Genomic DNA, 23,256 nt, shown 5'->3' with positions numbered 1-23,256 from the left:
TCGGCCGGGCATGGGAAAGAGATTCCAGGGCGGCAGTTGCGTGCCAAGTGCCCGAACCGGTGCCACCCGGTTGCGGCCAAACAGACCCCGGGGCGAACGACTCGCCACGGAGGATCGACCACGAGAACGCCGGGTTTACCGAATCCGCGTAGCCTTCACGCGTGGAACTGCGGTTCGAGACACGCCGGTCCGACTCGCCATGGGTCGACGCCGTGTGGACGTGCGTGAGCGAGCAGGTCACCGCGATGACGTCGGTCGCGGGGGTGCGCTGGGGCCTGGTGTTCTACGAGCAGGAGGGCCGGGCGTTCGCGAGTGTCACCGGCCCGGAGACCCGGACCAGGACGGCGCCGGTGCCGGAGGGTGCGACCTTCACGGGCATCGACTTCGCGGTGGGCACCTCGCTGCGGCACGTGTCCACGCCCGCGCTGGTCGACGGTGGCATCGACCTGCCCGACACCACGGGCCGCACGTTCCGGCTGGACGGCGGGCGCTGGGAGACACCCGGCCCCGACGACGTCGAGGCGCTGGTCGACGCTCTGGTCCGGGCCGGGACCGTGGTTCGTGATCCGCTCGTCGCCGAGGTGCTGCGGGGTGACCTTCCGGTCGTCTCGGGGCGGACCGTCGAACGCCGGTTCCGCGCCGCGACGGGTCTGACGCGGGGCGCGGTCCGGCAGATCGAGCGGGCGCGTACGGCGGCGGAGCTGCTGGCCGCGGGCGACGCGGTCGCCGACGTCGTGGCCAAGCTCGACTACTTCGACGAGCCGCACCTGGCGCGGGCGCTGCGTTCGTACGTAGGGCGCACCGCCCGGCAGTTGCGTGCCGGCACGGGCGGCGCGATCGGCCTGGATCTGGGTCAGCGTTTGACGTCGTAGACGAGTTTCAGGATGCCGTTGCTGTAGGCCTGCGACTCGCGCAGCGTCAGCATGTGCTTGTCGCGGTCGGCCCGGCCGAACAGGCTCTTGCCGGTGCCGAGCAGCACGGGGAAGACGAGCAGGTGGTAGCGGTCGATCAGGCCCGCGTCGGACAGCCGCCGGGCCAGTTCGGCGCTGCCGTGGATGAAGATGGCGCCGCCGTCACCGTTCTTGAGCGCGGCGACGTCGTCGGTGGAACGCAGGATCGTCGTGGGTCCCCACCCGTCGACGAGGGCGTCATCGGACAGCGAAGCTGAAACCACGTACTTGGGGAGGTCCTTGTAGGGGGCATGGTCCTCCGAGCCGGGCCAGACCGGTGCGAACACCTCGTAGCTGCGGCGGCCGAACATCAGCGCGGTCGTGTCGGCGAGTTCCTCACCCTTGAGTGACCAGGCTTCGGGGACGAACTCGAGGTCCTTGACCACCCAGCCGCCGCTGCGGTGTCCCTCCTCCGGCCCGCCGGGCGAGTCCACGACGCCGTCGAGCGACATGAAACCGGTGTAGACCAGATCGCGCATGATGCTGTCTCCTCCTGCTCGGGCGGGCTGCGGGGTCCACGCTAGAGCGTGGCCCCGGCCGCCGTCTTGGACGGAAACGACAATCAGAGGATCTGCCGCACGGCGTCGCCGGGCGCGATCGTCCCGCCGGTGACCACCCGGGCGTTGAGGCCACGCAGCCGCAAGCTCTTGGCCTCGTCGGTCCAGACGAACTTGTGGGCGTCGCGCCCGAACCGGGCGGCGAACTTGGCGCAGCCGGTGTGCGGCTGCTCGGTCACCTCGATGACGGCCTCGTCGCCGATCGCGAGGCGGGAGCCCGCCGGCAGCGCGTCGAAGCTCAGATCGAGGTCGACGTAGAGCTGGTCGCCGGCGAGTGCCCAGGCGTCGCGATCCGGGCCGGCGATCAGTTCGGTGAACCGGGCGTTGATGACGTTGAGCTGCATGTCGGGATGGGGTGTGTTGTCGGGTGTCCGGGAGCTGGGCCGCCGGCTCCAGTTGTCGCCGACCAGCCCGGTCTCCCGGTGCAGCTCGGCCTGGGCCAGCACTTCGCGGGCGCCGGTCGAGGGCCGGCGCACGGCCAGCTCCAGGGTGCCGGCGCCCCGCGGGGACTGCCGCACCAGGTGCAGGCCTTCCAGGATCTCGTCCAGCGAGCGATGCCGTACGGCGATGGTGTCGTCCACGGACTGGACTGTGCCCCATGCCCGCAAGCGTGGTCCACGCCGTTTCCCACCACCCGGACTACCCGGCGAACCTGGTCAGGGCGTTACGCACCGCCCGCCGCGCGTCGGCCTCGGCCGTCGCCTTGACGTGTACTACAGATCCTGGCGTCTTCCTGCTCGTCCATGCCACCGCCCGAGCCCACCTGTGAGAATCGCTCCGGTATCCATCCAAGCCAGCCACTCTGATCCTGACCAGATCCAGAAGGGAGGCGGTGATGCGCATCGGTGTGCTCGGCGCCGCCCGCATCGTGAAGAGTGCCCTGATCGATCCGGCCCGCACCGTCACCGGTGTCGAGGTGGTGGCGATCGCCGCCCGTGACGAGGACCGGGCCCGGCGGTACGCGGCACGCCACGGCATCGGTCACGTGCACCCGTCGTACCAGGCGCTGCTGGCCGACCCGGTGGTGAACGCCGTCTACATCCCGCTGCCCGCGGCCCTGCACGCGCCCTGGACGATCGCCGCGATCGAAGCGGGCAAGCACGTGCTGTGCGAGAAGCCGTTCGCCAGCAACACCGCGGCGGCAGAGCGGGTCGCGGAGGTCGCCGCGTCGTCGGACAGCGTCGTGATGGAGGCCTACCACTCGCACCATCATCCGTTGCAGGCCCGCCTGCGGGAGATCATCGCCTCCGGTGAGCTGGGCCGGGTCGTCTCGGCCCGCGCCACGTTCTGCGCGCCGGTCCCGCCCGGCCGGGACATCCGCTGGGATCTCGCCCTGGGCGGCGGTGGCCTCCTCGATGTCGGCTACTACCCGGTCCGCCAGCTGCGTGACCTGTTCGGGCCGGCGCCGGAGGTCACCGGGGCCCGGGCGTGGGAACGCGGCGGCGTCGATCGGCTGGTCACCGCGACCCTGCGGTTCGAGTCCGGTGTGGAAGGACGGATCGTGTCGTCGATCTGGTCACGTCACCTGATCGGCGCCACCCTGGAGGTCACCGGTACGGACGGCCGGATGCGCGTCGCCTGGCCCTACCACCCGCAGATCCGCGGGAGGATCCGCGTCCGTGGCCGCCACGGCAGCCGGGTGGAGGCGGCCGACCGGCGTTCCACCTACGCGTTCCAGTTGGAGGCGTTCCGCGACGGCGACGACCGCGGCACCGGCCCGGCCGAGGCGGTGGCCCAGATGCGCACCCTGGACGCCATCTACACGGCCGCGGGCATGTCCGCCCGGCCGTGACCAGGAGCGCACACCGTTAGGCGGTGTGCGCGTTGCGGTGATGAGAAGAGAGCGCCTTCGTGTCCGTTTTTGCACACATCGACAAATTGCGATCGAGGGACGGGAAGTCGCCGACTCAGGCATTCAACTTAGTCATCGTTTGGGAAACATGCCGGCAACAATCGACGGTTCCCGGACGGTGCCATCCCCAAATCCGCCCACCACCGGGGCGGATATCTCATGAGGAGCAGGATGAACCCGTCAGTCCCGACCCCCCGCCCCCTGCGTGCCGTCCTCGCGGCCGTGGTCGCCGTGATCGCCCTCCTGGGCGTGTCGAGCCCCGCCTACGCCGTCACCGCCGCGGAGAAGGCGGCCGTTCTCTCCTCCTTCACCCAGACCAGCGTGAGCAGCTACAACTCCTGGAACGCCGCCCGGCAGAACCAGGGCGCCTGGGCGGCCTACGCGTTCGTCTGGAGCACCGACTACTGCTCGTCCAGCCCGGACAACCCCCTCGGGTTCGACTTCAAGCTGTCCTGCTGGCGGCACGACTTCGGCTACCGCAACTACAAGGCCATCGGGACGTTCAGCGCCAACAAGAGCCGTCTCGACTCGATGTTCTACGAGGACCTGAAGCGCAAGTGCGCCACCTACTCGGCCGCCGTCCGCCCAGCCTGTAACAGCCTGGCCTGGACCTATTACGAAGCGGTGTCCATCGCCGGCTCGCTCGCCGCGGTCAGCACCGCCGACCTGGAAGCCGCCGCCGAGCTGAAGGCCGCGGGCGAGGCAGCCGCTCGCTGACCGATTAAGCCCAGAGTCCGGCGGCCAGGGCCGCCGGACTCCGGGTACAGCACTTCACCAAAAGATGAAACCGCCCGTGCCGGGCGGGCATACGCTGACATACCGACAGATCCAGGCCGCAACGGTCAGGGGGCGAACGGTATGAAGGCCGCGGTCGTAACCGAGTTCAAAGCACCGCTCCAGATCCAGGACCTTCCCAAGCCGGAACCGGGCGCCGACGAGATCCTCGTCCGGATCGAGACGAGCGGGGTCTGCCACACCGACATCCACGCCGCACACGGAGACTGGCCGGTGAAGCCGTCGCCTCCGTTCATTCCGGGGCACGAGGCCGTCGGCATCGTCGAGGCGATGGGACCGGGCGACACCGGGCGGCACGTCGGTGAACGCGTGGCGCTGGCCTGGCTCGGCAAGGCCTGCGGGCGCTGCGACTACTGCATCAGCGGCTGGGAGACCCTCTGCGAGCAGCAGGCGAACACCGGCTACTCGATCAACGGCGGGTACGCGGAGTACGCGCTGGCCGACGGCCGGTACGCGGTGCCGGTCCCGGACGGTGTCAGCCCGTTCGATGCCGCCCCGCTGACCTGCGCCGGGGTCACCACGTACAAGGCGATCAAGGTGGCCCGGGTCCGTCCGGCGGAGCGGGTCGCCATCTTCGGCATCGGCGGGCTCGGGCACCTCGCGCTCCAGTACGCCCGGATCGTCGGCGGCATCGTGATCGCCGTCGACGTGGAGCAGGCGAAGCTGGATCTGGCCACCTCGCTCGGCGCAGACCACGTGGTGAACGCCCGAACGTCGGATCCGGTCGAGGAGATCAGGAAGCTCGGCGGCGCCGACGTGGCCATCGCGCTGGCCGCGGCCCCGCAGTCGTTCCAGCAGGCGTACCGGAGCCTGCGCCGGGGTGGCCGGCTGGTCTGCGTGGCGCTGCCCGCCGACGGCAACATCACGGTGCCGATCTTCGAGACCGTTCTGTTCGGCATCTCGGTGATGGGCTCGATCGTCGGCACCCGGCAGGACCTCGCCGAGGTGTTCCAACTGCACCGGGCGGGGCGCACCCGCGTTGTCGCCGCGGGGTGCGAACTCGACGACATCAACGCCTGCTTCGACGATGTGCTGGCGGGACGGGTGCCGGCCCGGTTGGTCCTGGAGTTCTGAGGCGCCCGGTCAGAGCGGGCCGGTCGTGCACAGGTTGCCGTTGATCCGGAACTCGGCCGGATAGGGGCCCTTCACGTCGCCGGAGGCGTGGAAGCCCACCCCCACCGACCTCCCCGAGAGCACGTCACTGTTGTAGGCGAGGCTCTTCGCGGTCACCTCCTGTCCGGTGACGGTGAAGGTCGCCTCCCAGCCGCTGCGGAGGGTCTGCCCGGCCGGCAGCGCGAACCTCAGCGTCCAGCCGTACAGGGTGAGCCCGCTGGTGTTGGTGATGGTGACCTGCCCGTTGAAGGACCACGAGTCGCCGTTGGTCACATAGCCGACATGGCACACCGCGGGATCCGCGGCGGCCGCCGGCGCGGACGGCGTGAGCAGGGCCGCGGCCAGGCCGGCAACGACCGCCATTGATCGATGCATGACGATGCAACTCCCCGTGCTTGTGGTATCGGTTCAGGTCCACCTAAGGTTCCTTGAGCAGGGTGGAACACCGGACTGGATCCTGACTGGACGATGGCTGGACGACGCCGCTCCACCACCCTGTGCCGGGGGTGAGAGCGTGCGGATCCAAGTGCTCGGCCCGGTCCGCGCATGGCTCGGCGACGACCCGGTGGCACTCACCTCGGCGGGCCGGCGCGCCGTGCTGGGCCTGCTCGCGGTGGCCGGCGGGCAGCCACTGGGCCAGGCCGAGCTGGTCGACGCGCTGTGGGGCGACCAGCCACCGCCGAGCGCGGCCAACATCATCCAGACGCACGTCAAGCATCTGCGCCGGCTCCTGGAGCCGGGGCGGGCGTTCCGTTCGCACAGCGCCCGCCTTCCCCGCGTCGGGGACGGGTACGCCCTGCGGGTGTCCGATGACAACCTGGATCTCCTGCGCTTCCGGCGGCTGCTCGCCGAGGCGACCGCCGCGCGGCAGAACGGGGATCAACGGACCGCGGCCGAACTGTCCGCCGGAGCGCTCGCGCAGTGGCAGGGCACGCCGCTGATGGATGTGCCGATGCTGGCCGGGCATCCCAAGGTCCTCGCCCTGATCGAGGAGCGGCGGGCCGCCCTGGGCCGCTACGGCGAACTCATGATCATGCTGGGCGCGGTGTCCGAGGCGCTGCCGGCGCTGGAGGAGGCCGCGGCGGCCCAGCCGCTGGACGAGGCCGGCCAGGCCCGGCTGATCCGCGCCTACGCGGCGGCCGGCCGCCGGGCCAAGGCGTTCGCGACGTTCCATGACACACGCCGCCTGCTCGCCGACGAACTGGGCGTCGATCCGGGCCCGGAGCTGTCCGCCGCGCACGCGTCCCTGCTGCGGGATCCCGACGAGGCCGTCGCGGCGCCGCGGATCAACATCACAAACCCCCTTCCGGTACGGCCGGCGCCCGCCCAGCTACCGGCGGACGTGCCGGGGTTCACCGGCCGCGCCGACGAACTCGCCGCACTGGACCGGCTGCTCACGGCCGGCGATCAGACCATCGTCACGGTGTCCGGCATGGCGGGCGTGGGCAAGACGGCGCTGGCGGTGCGATGGGCGCACCGGGCCCGATCCCGGTTCCCGGACGGCCAGCTGCACGTGAATCTGCGCGGCTACGACTCCGAACAGCCGATGACGCCCGAGGACGCGCTCGCCGGGTTCCTCCGGGCCCTGGGCATGGCCGGGAACGACATCCCGGCAGGACGGGACGAGCGGGCCGCCGCCTACCGGAGCCTGCTCGACGGCCGCCGCGTGCTCGTCGTGCTGGACAACGCGGTGTCGGTCGACCAGGTGTGGCCGCTGCTGCCCGGCACGACATCCTGCACGGTCGTGGTGACCAGCCGGGACATGCTGCCGGGACTGGTCGCCCGGCACGGCGCGGGCCGGCTCGTCGTGCCGCTGCTGCCCGCCGGGGAGGCGCTGACCCTGATCACCCGGCTGATCGGCGACCGGGTGCGCGACGATCCCGCGGCCGCGGCCGACCTGATCGAACGGTGTGCGCAGCTGCCGCTGGCGTTGCGGGTCGCCGCCGAACTCGCGATCGGGCGGCCCGGGGCGCCGTTGCGGGGACTGGTGACCGAACTCGCCGACGAGAGCCGCCGCCTGGAACTGCTGAACGCCGGCGGCGACCCGCAGACCGGGGTCCGTGCCGTGTTCTCCTGGTCCTACCGGCAGCTCGCACCGGCCGCGGCGCGCGCCTTCCGGCTGCTCGGCCTGGTTCCCGGCCCGGACGTGGCGGGCTACGCGGTCGCCGCGCTGCTGGGCACCGGCGTCGCCGAGGCCGGTGACGTGCTGGAGGTGCTGGCCCGGGCGCACCTGGTCCACCACGTGACGGCCGACCGCTACAGCCAGCATGACCTGCTCCGGGCGTACGCGATCGATCTCGGTCTGGAAGGGGGTGAGGGTGACCGGGCACTGGAGCGGCTCGCCGACGCCACCCTGTTCACCGCGACCGAGGCGATGGACACGCTCTATCCGGCGGAGCGGCACCGGCGGGTCCGCGCCGTCCGGCCGCGGTCGCCGATCCCGCCGGTCGGCGACGGCGCGGGCGCCCAGGCCTGGCTGGACCGGGAACGCGACAACCTGGTGGCGCTGGTCGCGCACGCGGCCGTCCACAACCGGCCCGCGCACGCCGTCGGTCTCACCCTCACGCTGCTGCGTTACCTGGAGAGCGGCGGCCACTACCCGGAGGCGGTTGTCATGCACGAGCACGCGGTGCGGGCGGCCCGGCTGACCGGGGACGCCGCCGCCGAGGCGCAACTGCTGACCAACCTCGCGGTCATGGACGTGCAGCAGGGGCACTACGAACGGGCGGACACCGTGCTGCGGCGCGCGGTCGAGCTGGCCCGGGCGTGCGGCGACCACGCCGTCCAGGCGCGGGCGCTCGGCAATCTCGGCCACGTCGACCAGTGGCAGGGACGCTACGACGAGGCGGCCGAGTCCCTGCGCAAGGCGCTGGAGCTGTGCCGGCTCACCGGTGACCGGGCGGCCGAGGCGCGGGCGCTCGGCAACCTGGGCCAGGTCCTGCGGCGGCAGGGCCTCGACGAGCAGGCGGCGGCGTACCTGAGCGAGTCGGTCCGGATCTGCCGTGACATCGGCGATCCGGTCGGCGAGGGGTACGCCCTGGTCAGCCTCGGCGACATCGCCGCCCGGCAGCGCGACAGCCGGCGCGCGGTCCGCTCCCACCGCGAGGCGCTGGACATCTTCCGGCGCACCAACGAACGCGCCGGCACCGCACTGGCGCTCGACGGGCTGGGCGCGGTCACCCACGACGTCGTCTTCCTGCGCGAGGCGCTGGAGATCTTCCAGCAGCTCGGCGAACGCGCCGGCGAGGCCCGGGTCACCAACAGCCTCGGCGAGGCGCTCACCACCACCGGCCGGCCGGCGGACGGCCGGGAACGGCATCTGGCGGCGCTCACCCTGGCGACCGGCACCGGCGACCGGTACGAGTCGGCGCGGGCGCACGCCGGTCTGGCCCGGGCGGCCGAGATGCTCGGCGACCCGGACACCGCCGAGCGGCACCGCAACCAGGCGTGGACCGGTTACACCGAGATCGGCGCCCCGGAGGCCGAGGACATCCGCCGCCTCATCGACCGCTGACTGTCCGGAGGTCCATTCCGCGTCCAGTCCGGGTCCATTCCGCATTCCTAACTTTCGATGCGCAAGCCGCTCGATGGAATCGGAGAGGAACGCTCATGAGGGCACGGATGAAGAAGTGGGCCGCGTCGGCGGCGGTTCTGGTGATCGCGACCACCACGCTGGTGGCGGCGCGGCCGGGCAGTGGTTCGGCCGCCGCCACCCCCGGCCTCCAGGCCTACGGCATCGCTCAGAACGGCACCCGGATGCTGGCTTTCAAGACCGACACCCCGGAACAGAACGACTGGGTACGCCGTATCACCGGCCTGGTCGGCGACACGTCCGTGATCGGGATCGACTTCCGGGTCCAGGACAACACCCTGTACGCCGTCGGCAACCAGGGCGGGATCTACACCATCGGCATCCCGAGCACGATCGCGACGAAGGTGTCCCAGTTGACGGAGACGCTGTACGGCACCAGGTTCGGCGTCGACTTCAACCCGGCCGCCGACCGGCTGCGCGTGATCAGCGACAACGGTCAGAACCTGCGGCACAACCTCGGCGACCACACCACCACCGCGGACACCACTCTGACCACCCCGCCGGCGACCGGCCCGGCCAAGGGGGTCACCGCGGCGGCGTACACGAACAACGACCTGGACGCCACGACCAACACCACGCTGTTCGACATCAACACGACGTCCGACCAGGTCGTCATCCAGTCCCCGGCGAACCAGGGTTTCCTGGTCGCCACCGGCAACCTGGGCGTCAACGCCGCGCCGGACGCCGGCTTCGACATCTACAGCGACCTGAGCGGCGGCAAGACGGTGTCGTCGACGGCGTTCGCCGTGCTCACTCCGGCGAGCGGCTACCAGACGCTGTACACGGTGGATCTGCTCACCGGGGCGGCCGCCGTGGTCGGCGAGTTCCCGCTGGACGTGTCCGACATCGCGGTGGCACTCGACACCACCTACTGATCACCTGAGCCGTCGCGCCGGTGGTGGGCCATGCGCCCACCACCGGCGCTGAGCCCCGCGAGGTAGAGGCGGGACAACTCGGTCAGCATCCGGCGCGGCTCGATCGACTGCTCCTCGGCGAGACGGTCACCCATTCCGTAGACCCGTTGGGCGAGACCCAGGTAGGCGTTGGTCAGCGTGGAAGCGGTCAGCTCCGGTGACGAGGTCAGGGTCAGGGTGCCGTCCCGGCCGCCGATATGGAGGATCTCCACGAACGGCGCGAGCAGATCGCGGATGGCGGCCCGGAACTGTGCGCCGAGATCGCTGTCGTCGTCGCCCGCCGGTCCGGCGTCGAACACGCGGGTGAAGCGGACCTCGTCGGCGGCGTCGTCGATGACCTGCTCGACGTCGGCGAGCGCGGCCCGGAGACGGTCGGCGCCGGTGCCCTCCCAGCCGGCGCTCAGGTCGTGCAGCAGGCGCGCCCATCGTTGGAGGATCTCCACCTCGACGGCGAGGGCGACCTGCTCCCGGGTGGCGAAGTACCGGTAGACGGTGCGCCGGGTGACGTCGCACCGATCGGCGATGTCGTCGATCGTGACGTGGTCGACGCCCCGGTCCAGGAAGAGCTCGTAGGCGGCGGCGATCAGCGCCGCGCGCCTTCTTTCCCGTACGCCCATCGCTCAGGCGCCCGCGGACTGTACTTCGAGCTCACGCACCAGTTCGGCGTGCCGGCGCTCGTCCAGCCGGTACCAGATCAGCGGGATCGCGGCGAGGGCTCCGATCACGCCGGGGACGATCGTCATCGTGGCGTGCAGGCCGTCGAGTGCGGCGGCGCTCTGCCGGGCTCCGGCCACGTACCCGAAGGCGGCCAGCAGCGCGAGCCCCAGCGAGGCGCCCAGCGCCGAGGCGACCTTGGTCTTGAAGATGTTGCTGGAGAAGACCAGCCCCTCGGTACGGCGGCCGGTCCGCCAGTGGCCGTACTCCACGGTGTCGGCGAGCATCGACAGCAGGGTGATGTTCGTGACGCCGTAGCCGATCCCGGTGAGCGCGATCCACCCCAGGATCGGTACGAGCGACTGGTAACCGGTGAGCCACGAGCCCACCGACGTGACCGTCGTGACGGCGAGCCCGGCCAGGGCCGCCCCGCGTTTGCCCCAGAGCCGTGCGGCGAGCGGGCTCAGCAGCGAACCGGTGATCGTGGTGATCGCGAAGACGCCGACGAACAGCGGCACCAGGGCCTCGGCGTCGAAGTTGTACCGCAGGTAGTAGGCCGGGATGATGCTGCGGACGGTGAAGGCGACCTCGGTCATCAGCATGGCGACCAGCAGCAGTTGCAGTGGCCGGTTGCGCGCGAACAGGCGCAGCATCTCCCCCGCCGCGTACCGCGGTGACGGCACGTAGTCGTCGCGCTCACGCACCCGGGCGAAGGTGATCCAGGTCAGCGCGACAGCGATCAGCGCGTAGAGGACGGCGACGTTGCGCCACCCCTGGACCGCGACGAGCGGCAACGTCACGATGTTCACGCCGATGAAGCCCACGCTGGCCAGGGTGCGGGGAACCATCACCAGCGACGTGCGCTCCCGGGCGTCCAGGGTCAGCGCGGCCGACATCGACCAGTACGGCACGTCCATCGCCGAGAACGCGATCCCCCAGAGCAGGTACGTCACGTACGCCAGCGCGAGCGTCGTGGAGGAGTCCAGCCGCGGCACCGAGAACGCGATCACCGTGAGCAGCGCCAGGGCCGGCGGCGCGAACAGCAGGTACGGCCGGAACCGGCCCCACCGCGACGTCGTGCGGTCCACGAGCATCCCCATGACCGGGTCGAACAGCGCGTCGACCACCCGCACGACGAGGAACAGCAGTGACGCGGAGGCGGCGGCGATGCCGAGCACGTCGGTGTAGAAGAGCGCGAGATAGGTCGCGACGAAGCCGTAGAGGATGTTGTTGCCCAGGCTTCCCCAGCCGTAGGCCAGCTTGCTCTGCCAGCTCAATGTCACGATCGCCTCCCTGACGCCGTCGCGCAGCGGGCAGAAAAATAACACACGTGTGACATTTTTGAGGGCTGAGAGCCCCCGCGACCTAGGATCAGGCCATGGAGTCCGCCGCCGAACTGTTCGCGTCCGCGCGGGTGGCCCGGCTCGCCACGGCCGGCGCCGACGGTGTCCCCCACCTGGTCCCGATCGTCTTCGCGGTCACCGGCGACCTCATCCACACCGCGGTCGACGCCAAACCCAAACGCACCCGCCACCTGCGCCGGCTCGCCGACATCGCGGCGAACCCGCGCGTGTGCGTGCTCGCCGACCACTACGACGACGACTGGTCGGCCCTGTGGTGGGTGCGCGCCGACGGCACCGCCCGCATCCTCGACTCCTGTCCCGCCGGCCTGGCCGCGCTGACCGCCCGCTATCCTCAGTACCGCGACACCCCACCGCCCGGCCCGTTCCTGGAGATCACCGTCACCCGCTGGTCAGCCTGGCGCCCCTGACCGGAACACGGACCTCGACCAGAGAGGTTCTCCGGCCGTCGTGGTCAGCCGCGAACCCACATCACGGCGCGGGTCTCGGTGCTGCCACCGGCTCGCAAGCCCAGAAGCCGCTGTCCTGTGCGTTCTCGGACAGCCGTGGTTCAGTGCGGGGCGTCGCCCGGGCTCACGCCGTAGACCAGGCGCAGGATCGCGTCGGTGAGGGTGTCGAGCAGGTCGTCCTCGTCGAAGGCGCCGGGGTTGGCGTAGACGTCGGCGAACATCGCGCTGCGCAGGTGCACCGCCATCCTGGCGAGCAGGTCGGGTGGGCCGCCGACGGTCAGGCCGGCGCGGGCGTCGCGCTCGATGCGCTTGCTGAACATCGTGCAGCCCTGGTCGACCAGCCGGTCGCGAACCTGCGCCACGTCGGGCCCTGGGTCGGGGGCGATGAACGCCTCACTCAGCCAGCGTCCGTCGATCTTCCACCGGTCCAGCCCGGCGGCCAGGCCCCGGCGCAGCGCGCCGCGGTCGAGCCCGTCGGAGTCGAGCCACTCGGCGATCTCCAGGTTGGCCTCGGCGATCCCCTGGTCGACGACCGCGGCGAGCAGCGCCTGCTTGGACTCGAAGTAGAAGTAGAACCCGGAGCGGGTGATGCCGGCCGCCCCGGCCAGCTCGTCGATCGTGACCTGGCTGATCGCCTTGTCCCGGAAGACCGCTCGGGCGGCGTCGACCAGGGCCCGCTCTCGCTGGTCGCCCTTCGTGGGGCCACGGCGGCTCTTGATGGCTGGCACGGCGACCACTCTACAGCCCATCAAATGTAATTGACGCTGCATCTCTAGTTTTTGACACGGCGTTGAAAATCCTTGCCGACGGGTCTACGTTCGGTCCATGCCCACACCAACGCGCCTGGCCCTGCCCGTCGCCTGCTACGTCGTACTCCTCGTCGCCGCTCTGCAGACCCTGGTCGTCCCGGTCGTCGCCAACATCCGAGCCGACCTGGGCGTCTCGACCAGCGCCGCCAGCTGGGTGGTCACCGCCAACCTGCTCGCCGCGGCGGTGCTCACCCCGATGCTCGGCCGGCTCGGCGACCTCTACGGCCGCCGCCCGGTGATGCTCGGGGTGCTGACCGTGGTGCTGCTCGGCTCGGTGCTCGCCGCCACCACCTCCAGCCTTCCCCTGCTGCTCGCCGGCCGGGTCGCCCAGGCGGCCAGCTTCGGGCTCTTCCCCCTCGCCATCGGCATGCTCCGGGAGGAGCTGCCGCCGCACCGCCTGACCGGCGCCATGGCCCTGGTCAGCGGGATGCTCTCGGTCGGCGCCGGGTTCGGCCTGGTCGTCACTGGACTGCTGATGCGCCACGGCGGCGACTACCACCAGCTGTTCTGGCTGGCCACCGTGATGACCGCGATCGGCCTCGCCGGGGCGTGGCTGCTGCCCCACCGCCCGGGCGCCGCCACCGGCACCCTCGACTGGGCGGGCGCCGCCCTGCTCGGGCTCGGCCTGGTGCTGCTGCTCCTGCCGCTGGAGGAGGGCAACGGCTGGGGCTGGGGCTCCGCCCGGGTGCTCGGCCTGCTGACCGCCGCCGTCGTGGTGCTGACCGCGTTCGTGCTGTTCGAGCGACGGGTCACCCACCCGCTGGTCAGCACGCGGATGCTCAGCCACCGCCCGATCGTGGTGGCCAACGCGGCCGGCCTGTTCTTCGGCTTCTCGATGTTCGCCGTCTTCCTGGCCGTCTCCGCGCTGGTCCAGACCCCGCCCGCGGTCGCCGGCTACGGCTTCGGCGCCTCCGTGCTCGCCGCCAGCCTCGTCTACCTGCTGCCCGGCACGGCCAGCGGCGTCATCACCGCACCGCTCGGCGGCCGGCTGGTCGCCCGCTTCGGCGCCAAGGCGACGCTGGTGATCGCGGCTGCGCTGGCCGGCGCCGGCTTCGCCATGCTCACGGTGCTGCACTCGGCCGCCTGGCAGGTCGTCCTCGGAGCGCTCGTCGTCAACACCGCGGTCACCTTCGGGTACGCCGCCCTGCCCGCGCTGCTGATCGCCCACGTCGAACCCGCCGAGACCGGCATCGCCAACAGCGTGAACTCGATCGCCCGCTCGGTCGGCATGTCACTGGGCACCGCGTTCGTGGTCACCATGATGACCCGCAACCCGGTCCCCGGCCCGCTGCCGCTGCCCCGCGAAGCACAATTCGTGACCGTCTTCGCGGTCGGCGCCGTCCTCGCCGTGATCGCCGCCGCCACCGTCGGCTGGCTCCTGCCCCGCACGGGACAACCACACCTCACCACGCCCGAAGTGGAGGCCGACGACGTCCTCGGCGCCCCGGCCCCTCGCTGATCCCGCCGGCCCCGGTCAGGATCCGGCGAGGTGATCCGTGATCGGGGCCTCCTTGTCCGTGGCGAGTTGCCGAAGGTACTCGATTGCGGCGCCGTGGTGCCCGCCCTCGGCCTGTGCCCACAGTTCGTCGATGCCGACGAGGTCGCCGGCGTAGGCACGCAGCCGTGCGTCGAACGCCGTCCAGTCGGCGGTGAAATACAGCGCCACGAGATCGGCTTCCGTGGTCGCACCCAGCTGGATGAGGTCGTCGACGAATTCGACCTCGAAGTCGTAGCGGCCGGACCGGTCGAAATCCGTACCGACGGCCTTTCGGGTCAGGTACTCGACGATCCCTTCGCTGAGGAAGTTCGTGGCCCGCTGGTCGAAGCCCGCGGCGCCGGCGGTGTGCAGGGCCTCGTGAACCTCGGTGCCGACGCCCTGCGCACCCGGTCGCAGCCAGATGGCGAACCGGTCGCCTACCCGGTCGGTGAACCCGTTGACCAGTTGGGCCGTCACGGCTGCGACCTGCGGCCGGTTCCGGAACTGCGGTGACCGGGACAGGTACCGAACGCATGCGGACTCGAACGCGGCGGACGTCTCCGCGACTTTCAGGTCCACCATCGCCGGATCGCCGAGGTGCCGGGCGACAACCGCCACCCGGGAAAGGATCTTGAACGCGTCGACGGCACTCATCAGCTCGAGACTCCGGCGAGACTCGAGCCGGGTGTCGCGCTCCTCGATCTCGGCCTCGGAGCGCTCGAAGGTGATATCGGAGAGCGAGAAGTCGGCGTACGCAACGACGACACGGTGACCGCCGTCCGTGCTGACGGTGAACGAGCTCGGACCGCCCTCGACCACGGTGACCTTCTGGTCGAGAGCCAGGCCGGAAGGGCAGTTGTCCGTCCAGCTCATCCGCACTTTCCGTTCCGCCCAGCCGTTCGCCGCTTCGGAAAGGACGTCGAGTTCGTTCTGCCGGTCGATCGCGATGATGCGCTTCCTGGCGTACGCGGCCCGTACATCGGTCAGCGACTCGTGCGGGACCTTGCCGACCCGGTAGACGTTCGGCGAGAAGATGATCCGGACCATCGCGTAGTACCTGTCGCGGAACGAGTCGTCGACCTCGACCAGGCATCCGGAATCGACGAACACCTCGTCCGCTCCGGACGGCGGCTCCGCGATCTCGACACCACGCTGGTCGGCGACCTTCATTTCCGTCAACAGGACACTGTCGACGGCGAATCCTCGCTGGAATGTCATGACTCCCATCCTCGGCCCACTACGCTGCGCGCCGGAAGCACCACAACGGGTTGACGTGGTGTCGGTTGCCCGATAGGTCGCCGCGCGCCGCGAGGCCCCTCTTGTTAACAGACATTCTCGGCATCGAACACCTCCCTACATCGACCACCCTCCTTTGACGACCATCCCTTTCCATCCCCTCCTATCAGGAAGTATGCCGACTTTCGGGTACGCCGAAAACGCGTCTCAACCATCGACTGAGGTCGCAGCCTTCCCAATAAGTTATTGCTGATTTACAGTGCCATGAAGCACCGCGACGCCGCCCACAAGTCCGGCCGCGGGCCGTTGCGCCCCACGCTCCTCCGGTACCGCCCGACCGGCAGCAGACCGGTCCGGCGGTGCGCCGCCATGGGCTCCCGCCGCACGCCGAACACGGCGACGTCTCCGCCGGCCCCTGCCCGACGGCCCGTTCACCGGCACGTCGCCGGGCCGGACATCGCTTCGAAATGAGAGAGCCATGCACAGACATCGGGTTGTCCTCCGTACCCTGGCCCTGTTCGCGGTCGCCCTGCTGCCCGCCGCCGGCTGCGGCAACGCCGCGGCCCCGGCCGGCCCGGCCGCCACCTCCACCCTGACCAGGCCACCGATCCGGGTGGGCTTCCTCAATCCGTCCGGCGGACCGGTCCCCCAGCCCGGCGCCGACACCGGAGCCCAGGCGGCGCTGTCCTATCTCAACGGCGAGTTCGGCGGCATCCACGGCCATCCGATCGAACTCGTGTCGTGCGACACCGACACCACCCCGGAACGGGCCCAGTCCTGCGCCAACACGTTCGTCGAGAAGAAGGTGGTGGCCGTCATGGACGGCTACAACCTGTCCTCCAGCGCGGCCCTGCCCGCGCTCACCGCGGCACAGATCCCGCTCGTCGGCATGATCCCGTTCGACTCGGTGACCGGCGCCAAGGCCGAGAACCGGGTGTTCTTCGCCGCGCCGCAGGCATCCTTCCTGGTCGGGGCCCTCCAGGCGTTCCAGAGCGCGGGCAAGAAGTCGGTCACGCTGGCGCTCGTCGACACCCCGTCGTCGCACCAGACCATCGACAAACTGCTGCCGGTGCTGGCCCAGACACTCGGCATCGACGCCAAGGGCATCTACTACTCCCCCACCAACCCGAACTTCACCGCGGTGGCCTCCGCGATCGCCCAGGACAACCCGGACGTGGGCGGGCTCGTCGCGGCGCCGAGCGAGGCGGTCTGCACCGCGCTGGTCAAGGCACTGCGGCAACTGCGCTACCAGGGCACGATCTTCACCGCCGCGTGCACCGACTACATCAAGGGGGCCCCGGAACAGGCGGCCGGCGGCGCGCTCTACTCGTCGAACTGGCTGCCCGCCGCCTCGCCATACGCGCCGCCGCAGGTGCAGAGCGACCTCGCGCTCGCCCAGCGGTACATCGCGGCCGTTCCCGACGGCACCCCCGGCTACTACGCGTTCGGCGAGTTCTCGCTCTTCGTCACCTTCGCGAAGGCCATGTCGACCGCGACCGAGACCGACCTGACCGGCCCGGGAGTGCTCAAGACCCTCAAGGCGCTCAAGGCCTTCCCCAGCTTCCTCGGCCCCGACCTCACCTGCGGCAGCCCCACCTCACCAAACTGCACCACGCAGATGCTGCTGTTCGGCGTGCAGTCCGACGGCTCCGTCAAACCCGTCACCGACACCTGGATCACACCGGTCCCCCAGGTTCTGGCCGCCATTCCCGGAGCGGTGTAGAGGGCCCCGGACCATGGATCAGGTCCTGCTGTTCATCACGCTCGGCTTCGCCGGCGGAGCGGTGTACGCCGTGATCGCCGCGTCCATCGTCTCCCTGCACGCCGCCACCGGAGTCCTCAACTTCGCCCAGGGATCACTGGCCCTGTGGGGCGTGTGGGTGGTGGCCGAACTGCGCGACAGCGCAACACTGGTGCTGCCGGTCGGCTCCGTCGTGCTCGGACCACAGCCACTGCCGGCATGGCCCGCCGTCGCCCTCGGCGTGCTGAGCGTGACCGGGCTGGCGTTCGCCGCACACCTGCTGGTGTTCCGGCCGCTGCGCACCGCGCCGCCACTGGCGCAGGTGGTCGCGTCGGTCGGCCTGATGCTGGCGATCGCCTCGCTCGTGCCACTGCGGTTCTCCACCGACGGGGTACTCGCCCCGCCGCTGCTCACCGAGCGGACCCTGTCGGTGGCCGGCACGGTGATCAACGTCAGCGATCTGATCCTGCTGGCCACGGTCCTGACAGTGGCCGTGGCGCTGTCGGCCTACTTCCGGTTCACCCGGTGGGGAGTGGCGACCCGGGCCGGCGCGGAGGACGAACTCGCCGCCCGGCTCACCGGCCTGTCCCCGGACCGGCTGGCCGGCGCCATGTGGCTGCTGACCGGAGCGGCGACATCGCTGGTGGCCGTCCTCGCCGCGCCGACGCTCGGCCTCGACCCGATCGGCTACATGTTCTACGTCCTGCCCGGCCTGGCCGCCGCCCTGCTGGCCCGCCTCACCTCGATCATGGTGGCCTGCGTGGCCGGGGTGGCCATCGGCGTCCTCCAGTCGATCCTCCTGCTGCTGAGCACCTCCGACGGCTGGCCGGTCTGGGCCCAGGCCGGCCTCGGCGACGCCGTGCCGTTCGTCATCGTGGTCGTCGCGCTGGTCGTGCTGGGCCGCGGCATCCCGGCCCGGGGCGCGCTCGGCACGGTCCGGATGCCGGCCGTCACGCTGCCCGGCCGGCCGTGGCGGGCGGCCGCGCCGCTGGTGGCGGCCGCCACCCTCGCCATCGGCCTGACCTCGGGCAGCTGGCGGTTCGGCGTCGTCACCTCGATCATCATGGCCCTCATCGCCCTGTCCCTGGTGGTCCTCACCGGCTACCTGGGACAGATCTCGCTCGCCTCGATGGCCTTCGCCGGCACCGGCGGCTTCGTCCTGTCCCGCGCCACGATGGCCTGGAACGTGCCGTTCCCGCTGTCGGTGCTGCTCTCGGCCGGTGTCGCGACGCTGGTCGGCGTGCTCGTCGGCCTGCCCGCACTGCGAGTCCGCGGCGCACAACTGGCGGTGGTGACCCTGGCCGGCGCGGTCGCCGTACAGCAGGCCGCCTTCGCCAACCCGGCACTGACCCCCTTCGAGGGCAACCTCATCAACGGGCCCACCCTGTTCGGCTGGGACCTCGCGGTACGCGACGGCACCGACCTGACCACGTCGGCGTTCGCCGCGACCGTCGTCATCACCGTCGGCGTGCTCGCCATGGCCGTGGTACGCCTGCTGGCCGGCTCCACCGGTCAGTCGTTCCTGGCGGTCCGCTCCAACGAACGCGCCGCGGCCGGCGTCGGCATCGACGTGGCCCGGGTCAAACTCGCCGGATTCGCGCTGTCGGCCTTCCTCGCCGGCGTCGGCGGATGCCTCATCGGCTACAGCCGCTCCCAGCTGTCGGTCGAATCATTCAACGTCATCGTCGGGCTCAGCGTCCTGTGCATGGCGTACGTCGGCGGCATCACCCGGGTCAGCGGCGCGCTCATCGCCGGACTGATCGCCCCGCTCGGGGTCCTCTACACACTGCTCAACACGACGCTCGGCCTCGGCCACTACTACACGCTGATCGCGGCCTGCGCCCTGGTCCTGACCGCCGTGCTCAACCCCGTCGGCATCGCCGGGGGAACCAGCGGACTGGTGCACCGCCGTACCCCTCGAAAGGTCGTCCTGTGAACCCACCACTGCTGGCCACCGAAGGGCTGACCGTCCACTACGGCGGCGTCCGGGCCAACACCGACATCGACCTGCACACCGGGGCGGGAGAGGTGGTCGGGCTGATCGGCCCCAACGGCGCCGGCAAGACCACCTTCGTCGACGCCGTCACCGGTTTCACCCCGTCCCGCGGCACGGTCAGCGTGGCCGGACGGCGCGTCGACCGGCTCGCCCCGCATCAGCGCCGGCGCGCCGGCCTGGCCCGGACCTGGCAGGCCGGCGAGCTGTTCACCGATCTGACGGTCCGGCAGAACGTCGCCGTCGCGGGCGGCCGGGGACCGCTGCGCAACCTCTGCAACGACCTGATCGGCCGCTCCGAACCCGGCGACGACGTCGACGCCGTACTGGAGACGTTCGGTTTGCTGCCGGTCGCCGACCGCTGGCCGGGCGAGCTGAGCCTCGGCCGGCAGAAGATCGTCGGAGTGGCCCGGGCCCTGGCCGGAGCGACCCGCGTGATCCTGCTCGACGAGCCGGCCGCCGGGCTCGACACCGACGAGAGCGCCGAATTCGGCACACACGTCCGGGCGGTCGCCGCAACGGGCCGGGCGGTGCTGCTCATCGACCACGACATGACGCTGGTGGCCGCGATCTGCGACCGGGTGTACGTGCTGGACTACGGGACGGTCATCGCGGCCGGGACGCCCGGCGAGGTCCTCGCCGATCCCGCGGTGCGGACCGCGTACCTCGGATCGGAACTCGTGCCTTGACTTCCTCCCCCTCCTGTAAGGAAGGGGGATTCCCTTCGGCCTTACGGCCGATCCGGCTTACGCCGGGCACCTCGCGGTGGGAGTTTCCTGCTTCACAGCCGATCGCGGAAGGGAGGACCCTTGCCGTCTGACATCAGCTCCACAGGCATTGCCGGAGGGTTCTCCGGCTACGGCTCGTCCAGCCGCAAGAATGTTCTTGGCCGCGTTGATGTCCCGATCGTGTCGGGTGCGGCAGGCCGGACACGTCCAATGGCGTGTCCCGAGGTCCAGCTCGGGCAGCAGGTGCCCACAGCAGGAGCAGGTCTTCGAACTGGGATACCAGCGGTCGATGACAATCAGACGCCGGCCGGCGCGGACGGCCTTGTATGCCAGCAGGCTGCGGAACTCGGCCCAGCCGACATCGGAGATGACCCGGGCCAGCCGCCGGTTACGGACCATGTTCGCCACGGCGAGGTCCTCGATCACGATGGTGTCAGCTTGTTCGATCAGTGTGGTGCTGGTCTGGTGCAGGAAGTCGCGGCGAGCGTTACGGACCTTGCGATGCGCGACCGCCACCCTGACCTTGGCTTTGCGTCGGTTGCCCGACCCGCGCTGCTTGCGGGCCATCCGCCGCTGGTAGCGGGCCAGGTTACGGGCCTTGCGTTCGAGATGGCGGGGGTTAGCGATCCGGTCGCCGTCGGAGGTCACCGCGAAGTCTTTGAGGCCGAGGTCGATACCGATTTGATGGCCGGTGGCGGGCAGCGGGTCCGGCTGGTCGACGTCTACAGCGAAGGTCGCATACCAGCGGCCGTCCGGTTCCCGGGAGACGATCACCATAGTCGGGTCCAAGGTGGCCAGGTTGACGTCCGGCCAGGACCAGGCCACCGCCAAAGGGCCGTCGGTTTTCGCGACGTGCAACGCGCCGTTCTTGATCCGGAACGCGGAGCGGGTGTAGTGCGCGGACTGTTTGCCGGTGCGGGATTTGAACCGGGGGTAGCGGGCGCGTTGGGCGAAGAAGTGACCGAACGCGGTGTGCTGGTGCCGCAGGGTCTGCTGCAACGGCACGCTGGAGACCTCGGCCAGGAAGGCGAGGTCGTCGGTCTTCTTCCAGGCGGTCAGCGCCGCGTCGGTCTGCTGATACGACGTCCTCTCGCCGTGCTGGAAGAACGCGGCGTGCCGTGCGGCGAGGGTCTTGTTCCAGACCAGGCGTACACACCCGAAGGTGCGGTTGAACACCGCAGCCTGGTCGGGGGTCGGGTATGCCCGACATTTGTACGCCGTACGCATGTTCGAAACCCTACACAAAGGATAGTCATGGGTAAAGTCCCGGTGGTCCCGCTTCCGGACTACGTCCTCAGACCGTCCCGGCTACGCCGGGCCACTCCTGACGGAGCCGCCATTCCTCCCCGCCCTGAAGGACGGGGCATCCTGGCGGTATCCCGGTGACCGAGATGCTGCGGCTGGACGCCGTCACCGCCGGCTATGCCGGCATCCCCGCCGTGCGCGACATCGGCCTGAGCGTCGCCTCCGGTGAGATCGTGGCGATGCTCGGCCCCAACGGCGCCGGCAAGACCACCACGTTACGGACCGCGGCCGGCATTCTCACGCCGATGACCGGTACGGTCGCCGCGTTCGGCCGGCCGCTGCGCAGACGGCTGGAGCAGAACGCGCGCGCCGGCCTGGTCCTGGTGCCCGACACGAGGGGCGTGTTCCACAGCCTGACGGTCCGCGAGAACCTGACCCTCGCCCGGCGGCGCCGCGGCGACAGCCTGGACGACGTCCTCGACCTGTTCCCCGCACTGCGTGAGCTGATGGGACGCCGGTGCGGCCAGCTGTCCGGCGGCGAACAGCAGATGCTCGCCATCGCCAAGGCGCTCGTGCACCGGCCGCGGGTGCTGCTGATCGACGAGATGAGCATGGGCCTGGCGCCGGTCGCGGTCCAGGCCCTGCTGCCCAGCATCCGGGCGCTGGCCGACCGGTTCGCCGTCGGCGTCCTGCTCGTGGAGCAGCACATCGATCTCGCCCTGTCGATCGCCGACCGCGCCGTCGTCCTGCACCACGGCCGCATCGTGCTGACCGGCCCGGCGGCCGAACTGCGCGCCGACCGCAACGCCGTCGCCGAGGCCTACTTCGGCGCCTCCTCCACACACGACAGCAGCCCGCCTGACAGCGGCCAGTCCGGCGTCGCTCAGTTCGAGGTGCAGGCGACCCCGCCGGGCTGTACCGGAAGTTCCTGAGCCAAACGCGCGGCGAGCCGGTGCAGCACCCGGGCAGCGAGCAACCGCAGACGGCCGGGCGGCTGGTACCGCACCGTGGGACTGCACGGCAGCGCCGAACGCATGAGCCGCGTGTTCGCACCCTTGACCAGCGGAATCATGGGGAGTTCCTGCATCAGAAGTCCTCTCTTCACCAGGTGAGCCGAACCAAAACTACTTGCACACGCGCCGTATTGCAATCGCTGTATACCCGCTCCAGCGGTGTAGTGTGGCGGCATGGCCGCTCCGGAACAGGGCATGGACGACGCCGTCGGGTGCGCGCAGAGCTGGCGCGCGCTCGCCGGGCTGCACGACCGGATCGAGCAACGGCTCGAGCGCGCTCTGCAGGCCGCACACCGGCTCAGCGTCGTGGAGTATTCGGTCCTCGAACTGCTGTCACGCCAGGAGCGCTGGCACATGCGGATGCAGCAGCTCGCCGCCGCGGTCGTGCTCAGTCAGAGCGCCACCACACGGCTGGTCGCCCGGCTGGAGGAGCAGGGCCTGCTGAGCCGCTACCTGTGCGAGAACGACCGCAGGGGGATCTTCACCGAGGTGACGGAGGCCGGCCTCAAACTGCTGGCGGAAGCCCGCCCGATCCACGATCAGGAACTGCGCCAGGCGATGCACGACGCCGAGCGGCTGCCCGAGTTCACCGGGCTGGTCCGGGCCCTGCGCAGCCAGACCGTGTAGACAGCCGCGTGCGGCCGGGACCGGCGGCAGACACCGGTGGCGGCGACCGGCGGGGCCTGCCCGGCCCCCGATCCGAGCCCGGCGGGCGCGGCACCCATATAGCTGAAGACGGTGCTGGGGCCGCTTCACCCCGTACCGATGAGTCGGGGT

Annotated in this window: 21 protein-coding genes; 13 read left to right on the top strand and 8 right to left on the bottom strand. The window is 70.7% G+C overall.

The window, feature by feature from the left end; all coding sequences use genetic code 11:
- The first annotated feature begins 161 nt into the window (after positions 1 to 161).
- On the top strand, positions 162 to 872 hold the full coding sequence (locus KZ829_RS26550; protein ID WP_220146631.1) for a helix-turn-helix domain-containing protein: 711 nt from the start codon (positions 162 to 164) through the stop codon (positions 870 to 872).
- Here KZ829_RS26550 and KZ829_RS26545 read toward each other — a convergent pair.
- Positions 854 to 1,429 carry a dihydrofolate reductase family protein gene (locus KZ829_RS26545; protein WP_220146630.1) on the bottom strand — a complete coding sequence of 192 codons (576 nt, stop codon included), beginning with the start codon at positions 1,427 to 1,429 and terminating at the stop codon, positions 854 to 856. The genes KZ829_RS26550 and KZ829_RS26545 overlap by 19 nt on opposite strands.
- An 83-nt stretch (positions 1,430 to 1,512) precedes the next feature.
- Positions 1,513 to 2,088 (bottom strand): MOSC domain-containing protein, encoded by a 576-nt coding sequence (locus KZ829_RS26540; RefSeq protein WP_220146629.1) that lies wholly within the window; start codon positions 2,086 to 2,088, stop codon positions 1,513 to 1,515.
- Positions 2,089 to 2,342: 254 nt separating this feature from the next.
- Between KZ829_RS26540 and KZ829_RS26535 the strand changes: the two genes are divergently transcribed.
- From KZ829_RS26535 to KZ829_RS26525, 3 genes are all read left to right on the top strand, one after another.
- Complete coding sequence (locus tag KZ829_RS26535) at positions 2,343 to 3,299, top strand: Gfo/Idh/MocA family protein (RefSeq protein ID WP_220146628.1); 957 nt, start codon at positions 2,343 to 2,345, stop codon at positions 3,297 to 3,299.
- Positions 3,300 to 3,530: 231 nt separating this feature from the next.
- A complete protein-coding gene (locus tag KZ829_RS26530) occupies positions 3,531 to 4,076 on the top strand; it encodes a phospholipase (protein WP_220146627.1) in 546 nt (181 codons plus the stop codon).
- A gap of 141 nt (positions 4,077 to 4,217) precedes the next feature.
- Positions 4,218 to 5,228 carry a zinc-dependent alcohol dehydrogenase gene (locus tag KZ829_RS26525; protein WP_220146626.1) on the top strand — a complete coding sequence of 337 codons (1,011 nt, stop codon included), beginning with the start codon at positions 4,218 to 4,220 and terminating at the stop codon, positions 5,226 to 5,228.
- Between the two features lie 9 nt (positions 5,229 to 5,237).
- Here KZ829_RS26525 and KZ829_RS26520 read toward each other — a convergent pair whose 3' ends face one another.
- Positions 5,238 to 5,630 carry a cellulose binding domain-containing protein gene (locus KZ829_RS26520; RefSeq protein WP_220146625.1) on the bottom strand — a complete coding sequence of 131 codons (393 nt, stop codon included), beginning with the start codon at positions 5,628 to 5,630 and terminating at the stop codon, positions 5,238 to 5,240.
- Positions 5,631 to 5,781: 151 nt separating this feature from the next.
- On the opposite strand from KZ829_RS26520, the gene KZ829_RS26515 reads away from it, so the two are divergent.
- Together KZ829_RS26515 and KZ829_RS26510 are read left to right on the top strand one after the other, a co-directional pair.
- A complete protein-coding gene (locus tag KZ829_RS26515) occupies positions 5,782 to 8,781 on the top strand; it encodes an AfsR/SARP family transcriptional regulator (RefSeq protein ID WP_308285668.1) in 3,000 nt (999 codons plus the stop codon).
- Positions 8,782 to 8,876: 95 nt separating this feature from the next.
- Positions 8,877 to 9,734, top strand: a complete 858-nt coding sequence (locus KZ829_RS26510) for a DUF4394 domain-containing protein (RefSeq protein ID WP_220146623.1) — start codon at positions 8,877 to 8,879, stop codon at positions 9,732 to 9,734.
- Here KZ829_RS26510 and KZ829_RS26505 read toward each other — a convergent pair.
- Complete coding sequence (locus KZ829_RS26505; protein WP_220146622.1) at positions 9,728 to 10,390, bottom strand: TetR/AcrR family transcriptional regulator; 663 nt, start codon at positions 10,388 to 10,390, stop codon at positions 9,728 to 9,730. The two genes, KZ829_RS26510 and KZ829_RS26505, sit on opposite strands and share 7 nt — an antisense overlap.
- 3 nt (positions 10,391 to 10,393) lie before the next feature.
- Positions 10,394 to 11,710, bottom strand: a complete 1,317-nt coding sequence (locus tag KZ829_RS26500; protein WP_220146621.1) for a glycoside-pentoside-hexuronide (GPH):cation symporter — start codon at positions 11,708 to 11,710, stop codon at positions 10,394 to 10,396.
- Between the two features lie 95 nt (positions 11,711 to 11,805).
- On the opposite strand from KZ829_RS26500, the gene KZ829_RS26495 reads away from it, so the two are divergent.
- Positions 11,806 to 12,198 carry a TIGR03668 family PPOX class F420-dependent oxidoreductase gene (locus tag KZ829_RS26495; RefSeq protein ID WP_220146620.1) on the top strand — a complete coding sequence of 131 codons (393 nt, stop codon included), beginning with the start codon at positions 11,806 to 11,808 and terminating at the stop codon, positions 12,196 to 12,198.
- A 140-nt stretch (positions 12,199 to 12,338) separates the two neighbouring features.
- Here the strand turns inward: KZ829_RS26495 and KZ829_RS26490 are convergent, their stop codons facing one another.
- Positions 12,339 to 12,965: a TetR/AcrR family transcriptional regulator gene (locus KZ829_RS26490; RefSeq protein WP_220146619.1), complete on the bottom strand. Its 627-nt coding sequence runs from the start codon at positions 12,963 to 12,965 to the stop codon at positions 12,339 to 12,341.
- A gap of 97 nt (positions 12,966 to 13,062) precedes the next feature.
- Between KZ829_RS26490 and KZ829_RS26485 the strand changes: the two genes are divergently transcribed.
- Entirely contained in the window at positions 13,063 to 14,505 is a 1,443-nt protein-coding gene (locus KZ829_RS26485) for an MFS transporter (RefSeq protein ID WP_220146618.1), read from the top strand.
- A 15-nt stretch (positions 14,506 to 14,520) separates the two neighbouring features.
- Here the strand turns inward: KZ829_RS26485 and KZ829_RS26480 are convergent, their stop codons facing one another.
- Entirely contained in the window at positions 14,521 to 15,741 is a 1,221-nt protein-coding gene (locus KZ829_RS26480; protein ID WP_220146617.1) for a hypothetical protein, read from the bottom strand.
- 496 nt (positions 15,742 to 16,237) lie between these two features.
- Here KZ829_RS26480 and KZ829_RS26475 point away from each other — a divergent pair, with 496 nt between their 5' ends.
- Genes KZ829_RS26475 through KZ829_RS26465 form a run of 3 tightly spaced genes read left to right on the top strand, consistent with a single transcriptional unit; the run spans position 16,238 to position 20,182 of the window.
- Entirely contained in the window at positions 16,238 to 17,482 is a 1,245-nt protein-coding gene (locus KZ829_RS26475) for an ABC transporter substrate-binding protein (RefSeq protein ID WP_220146616.1), read from the top strand.
- 13 nt (positions 17,483 to 17,495) lie between these two features.
- Positions 17,496 to 19,436 (top strand): ABC transporter permease, encoded by a 1,941-nt coding sequence (locus tag KZ829_RS26470; protein ID WP_220146615.1) that lies wholly within the window; start codon positions 17,496 to 17,498, stop codon positions 19,434 to 19,436.
- Positions 19,433 to 20,182 carry an ABC transporter ATP-binding protein gene (locus KZ829_RS26465; protein WP_220146614.1) on the top strand — a complete coding sequence of 250 codons (750 nt, stop codon included), beginning with the start codon at positions 19,433 to 19,435 and terminating at the stop codon, positions 20,180 to 20,182. Before KZ829_RS26470 ends, KZ829_RS26465 begins: the two co-directional genes overlap by 4 nt.
- A gap of 57 nt (positions 20,183 to 20,239) precedes the next feature.
- Here KZ829_RS26465 and KZ829_RS26460 read toward each other — a convergent pair whose 3' ends face one another.
- Entirely contained in the window at positions 20,240 to 21,448 is a 1,209-nt protein-coding gene (locus KZ829_RS26460; RefSeq protein WP_220146613.1) for an RNA-guided endonuclease InsQ/TnpB family protein, read from the bottom strand.
- Between the two features lie 164 nt (positions 21,449 to 21,612).
- Between KZ829_RS26460 and KZ829_RS26455 the strand changes: the two genes are divergently transcribed.
- Both KZ829_RS26455 and KZ829_RS26450 read left to right on the top strand, forming a co-directional pair.
- A complete protein-coding gene (locus tag KZ829_RS26455; protein ID WP_246636315.1) occupies positions 21,613 to 22,398 on the top strand; it encodes an ABC transporter ATP-binding protein in 786 nt (261 codons plus the stop codon).
- 255 nt (positions 22,399 to 22,653) lie between these two features.
- Positions 22,654 to 23,106 (top strand): MarR family winged helix-turn-helix transcriptional regulator, encoded by a 453-nt coding sequence (locus tag KZ829_RS26450; protein ID WP_220146611.1) that lies wholly within the window; start codon positions 22,654 to 22,656, stop codon positions 23,104 to 23,106.
- Positions 23,107 to 23,256: the final 150 nt, after the last annotated feature.

This window comes from Actinoplanes hulinensis (assembly GCF_019429605.1).
Lineage (GTDB): Bacteria > Actinomycetota > Actinomycetes > Mycobacteriales > Micromonosporaceae > Actinoplanes > Actinoplanes campanulatus.
Note: the sequence above shows the minus strand (reverse complement) of the source record. Positions and strands in the feature narration are given on the sequence as shown.

Excerpts from the sequence above, each read along its gene's own strand:
- KZ829_RS26545 (WP_220146630.1), bottom strand. The coding sequence starts at position 1,429 with ATGCGCGATCTGGTCTACACCGGTTTCATGTCGCTCGACGGCGTCGTG.
- KZ829_RS26535 (WP_220146628.1), top strand. The coding sequence starts at position 2,343 with ATGCGCATCGGTGTGCTCGGCGCCGCCCGCATCGTGAAGAGTGCCCTG.
- KZ829_RS26530 (WP_220146627.1), top strand. The coding sequence starts at position 3,531 with ATGAACCCGTCAGTCCCGACCCCCCGCCCCCTGCGTGCCGTCCTCGCG.
- KZ829_RS26525 (WP_220146626.1), top strand. The coding sequence starts at position 4,218 with ATGAAGGCCGCGGTCGTAACCGAGTTCAAAGCACCGCTCCAGATCCAG.
- KZ829_RS26520 (WP_220146625.1), bottom strand. The coding sequence starts at position 5,630 with ATGGCGGTCGTTGCCGGCCTGGCCGCGGCCCTGCTCACGCCGTCCGCG.
- KZ829_RS26510 (WP_220146623.1), top strand. The coding sequence starts at position 8,877 with ATGAGGGCACGGATGAAGAAGTGGGCCGCGTCGGCGGCGGTTCTGGTG.
- KZ829_RS26505 (WP_220146622.1), bottom strand. The coding sequence starts at position 10,390 with ATGGGCGTACGGGAAAGAAGGCGCGCGGCGCTGATCGCCGCCGCCTAC.
- KZ829_RS26495 (WP_220146620.1), top strand. The coding sequence starts at position 11,806 with ATGGAGTCCGCCGCCGAACTGTTCGCGTCCGCGCGGGTGGCCCGGCTC.
- KZ829_RS26485 (WP_220146618.1), top strand. The coding sequence starts at position 13,063 with ATGCCCACACCAACGCGCCTGGCCCTGCCCGTCGCCTGCTACGTCGTA.
- KZ829_RS26480 (WP_220146617.1), bottom strand. The coding sequence starts at position 15,741 with ATGACATTCCAGCGAGGATTCGCCGTCGACAGTGTCCTGTTGACGGAA.
- KZ829_RS26475 (WP_220146616.1), top strand. The coding sequence starts at position 16,238 with ATGCACAGACATCGGGTTGTCCTCCGTACCCTGGCCCTGTTCGCGGTC.
- KZ829_RS26470 (WP_220146615.1), top strand. The coding sequence starts at position 17,496 with ATGGATCAGGTCCTGCTGTTCATCACGCTCGGCTTCGCCGGCGGAGCG.
- KZ829_RS26460 (WP_220146613.1), bottom strand. The coding sequence starts at position 21,448 with ATGCGTACGGCGTACAAATGTCGGGCATACCCGACCCCCGACCAGGCT.
- KZ829_RS26455 (WP_246636315.1), top strand. The coding sequence starts at position 21,613 with ATGCTGCGGCTGGACGCCGTCACCGCCGGCTATGCCGGCATCCCCGCC.
- KZ829_RS26450 (WP_220146611.1), top strand. The coding sequence starts at position 22,654 with ATGGCCGCTCCGGAACAGGGCATGGACGACGCCGTCGGGTGCGCGCAG.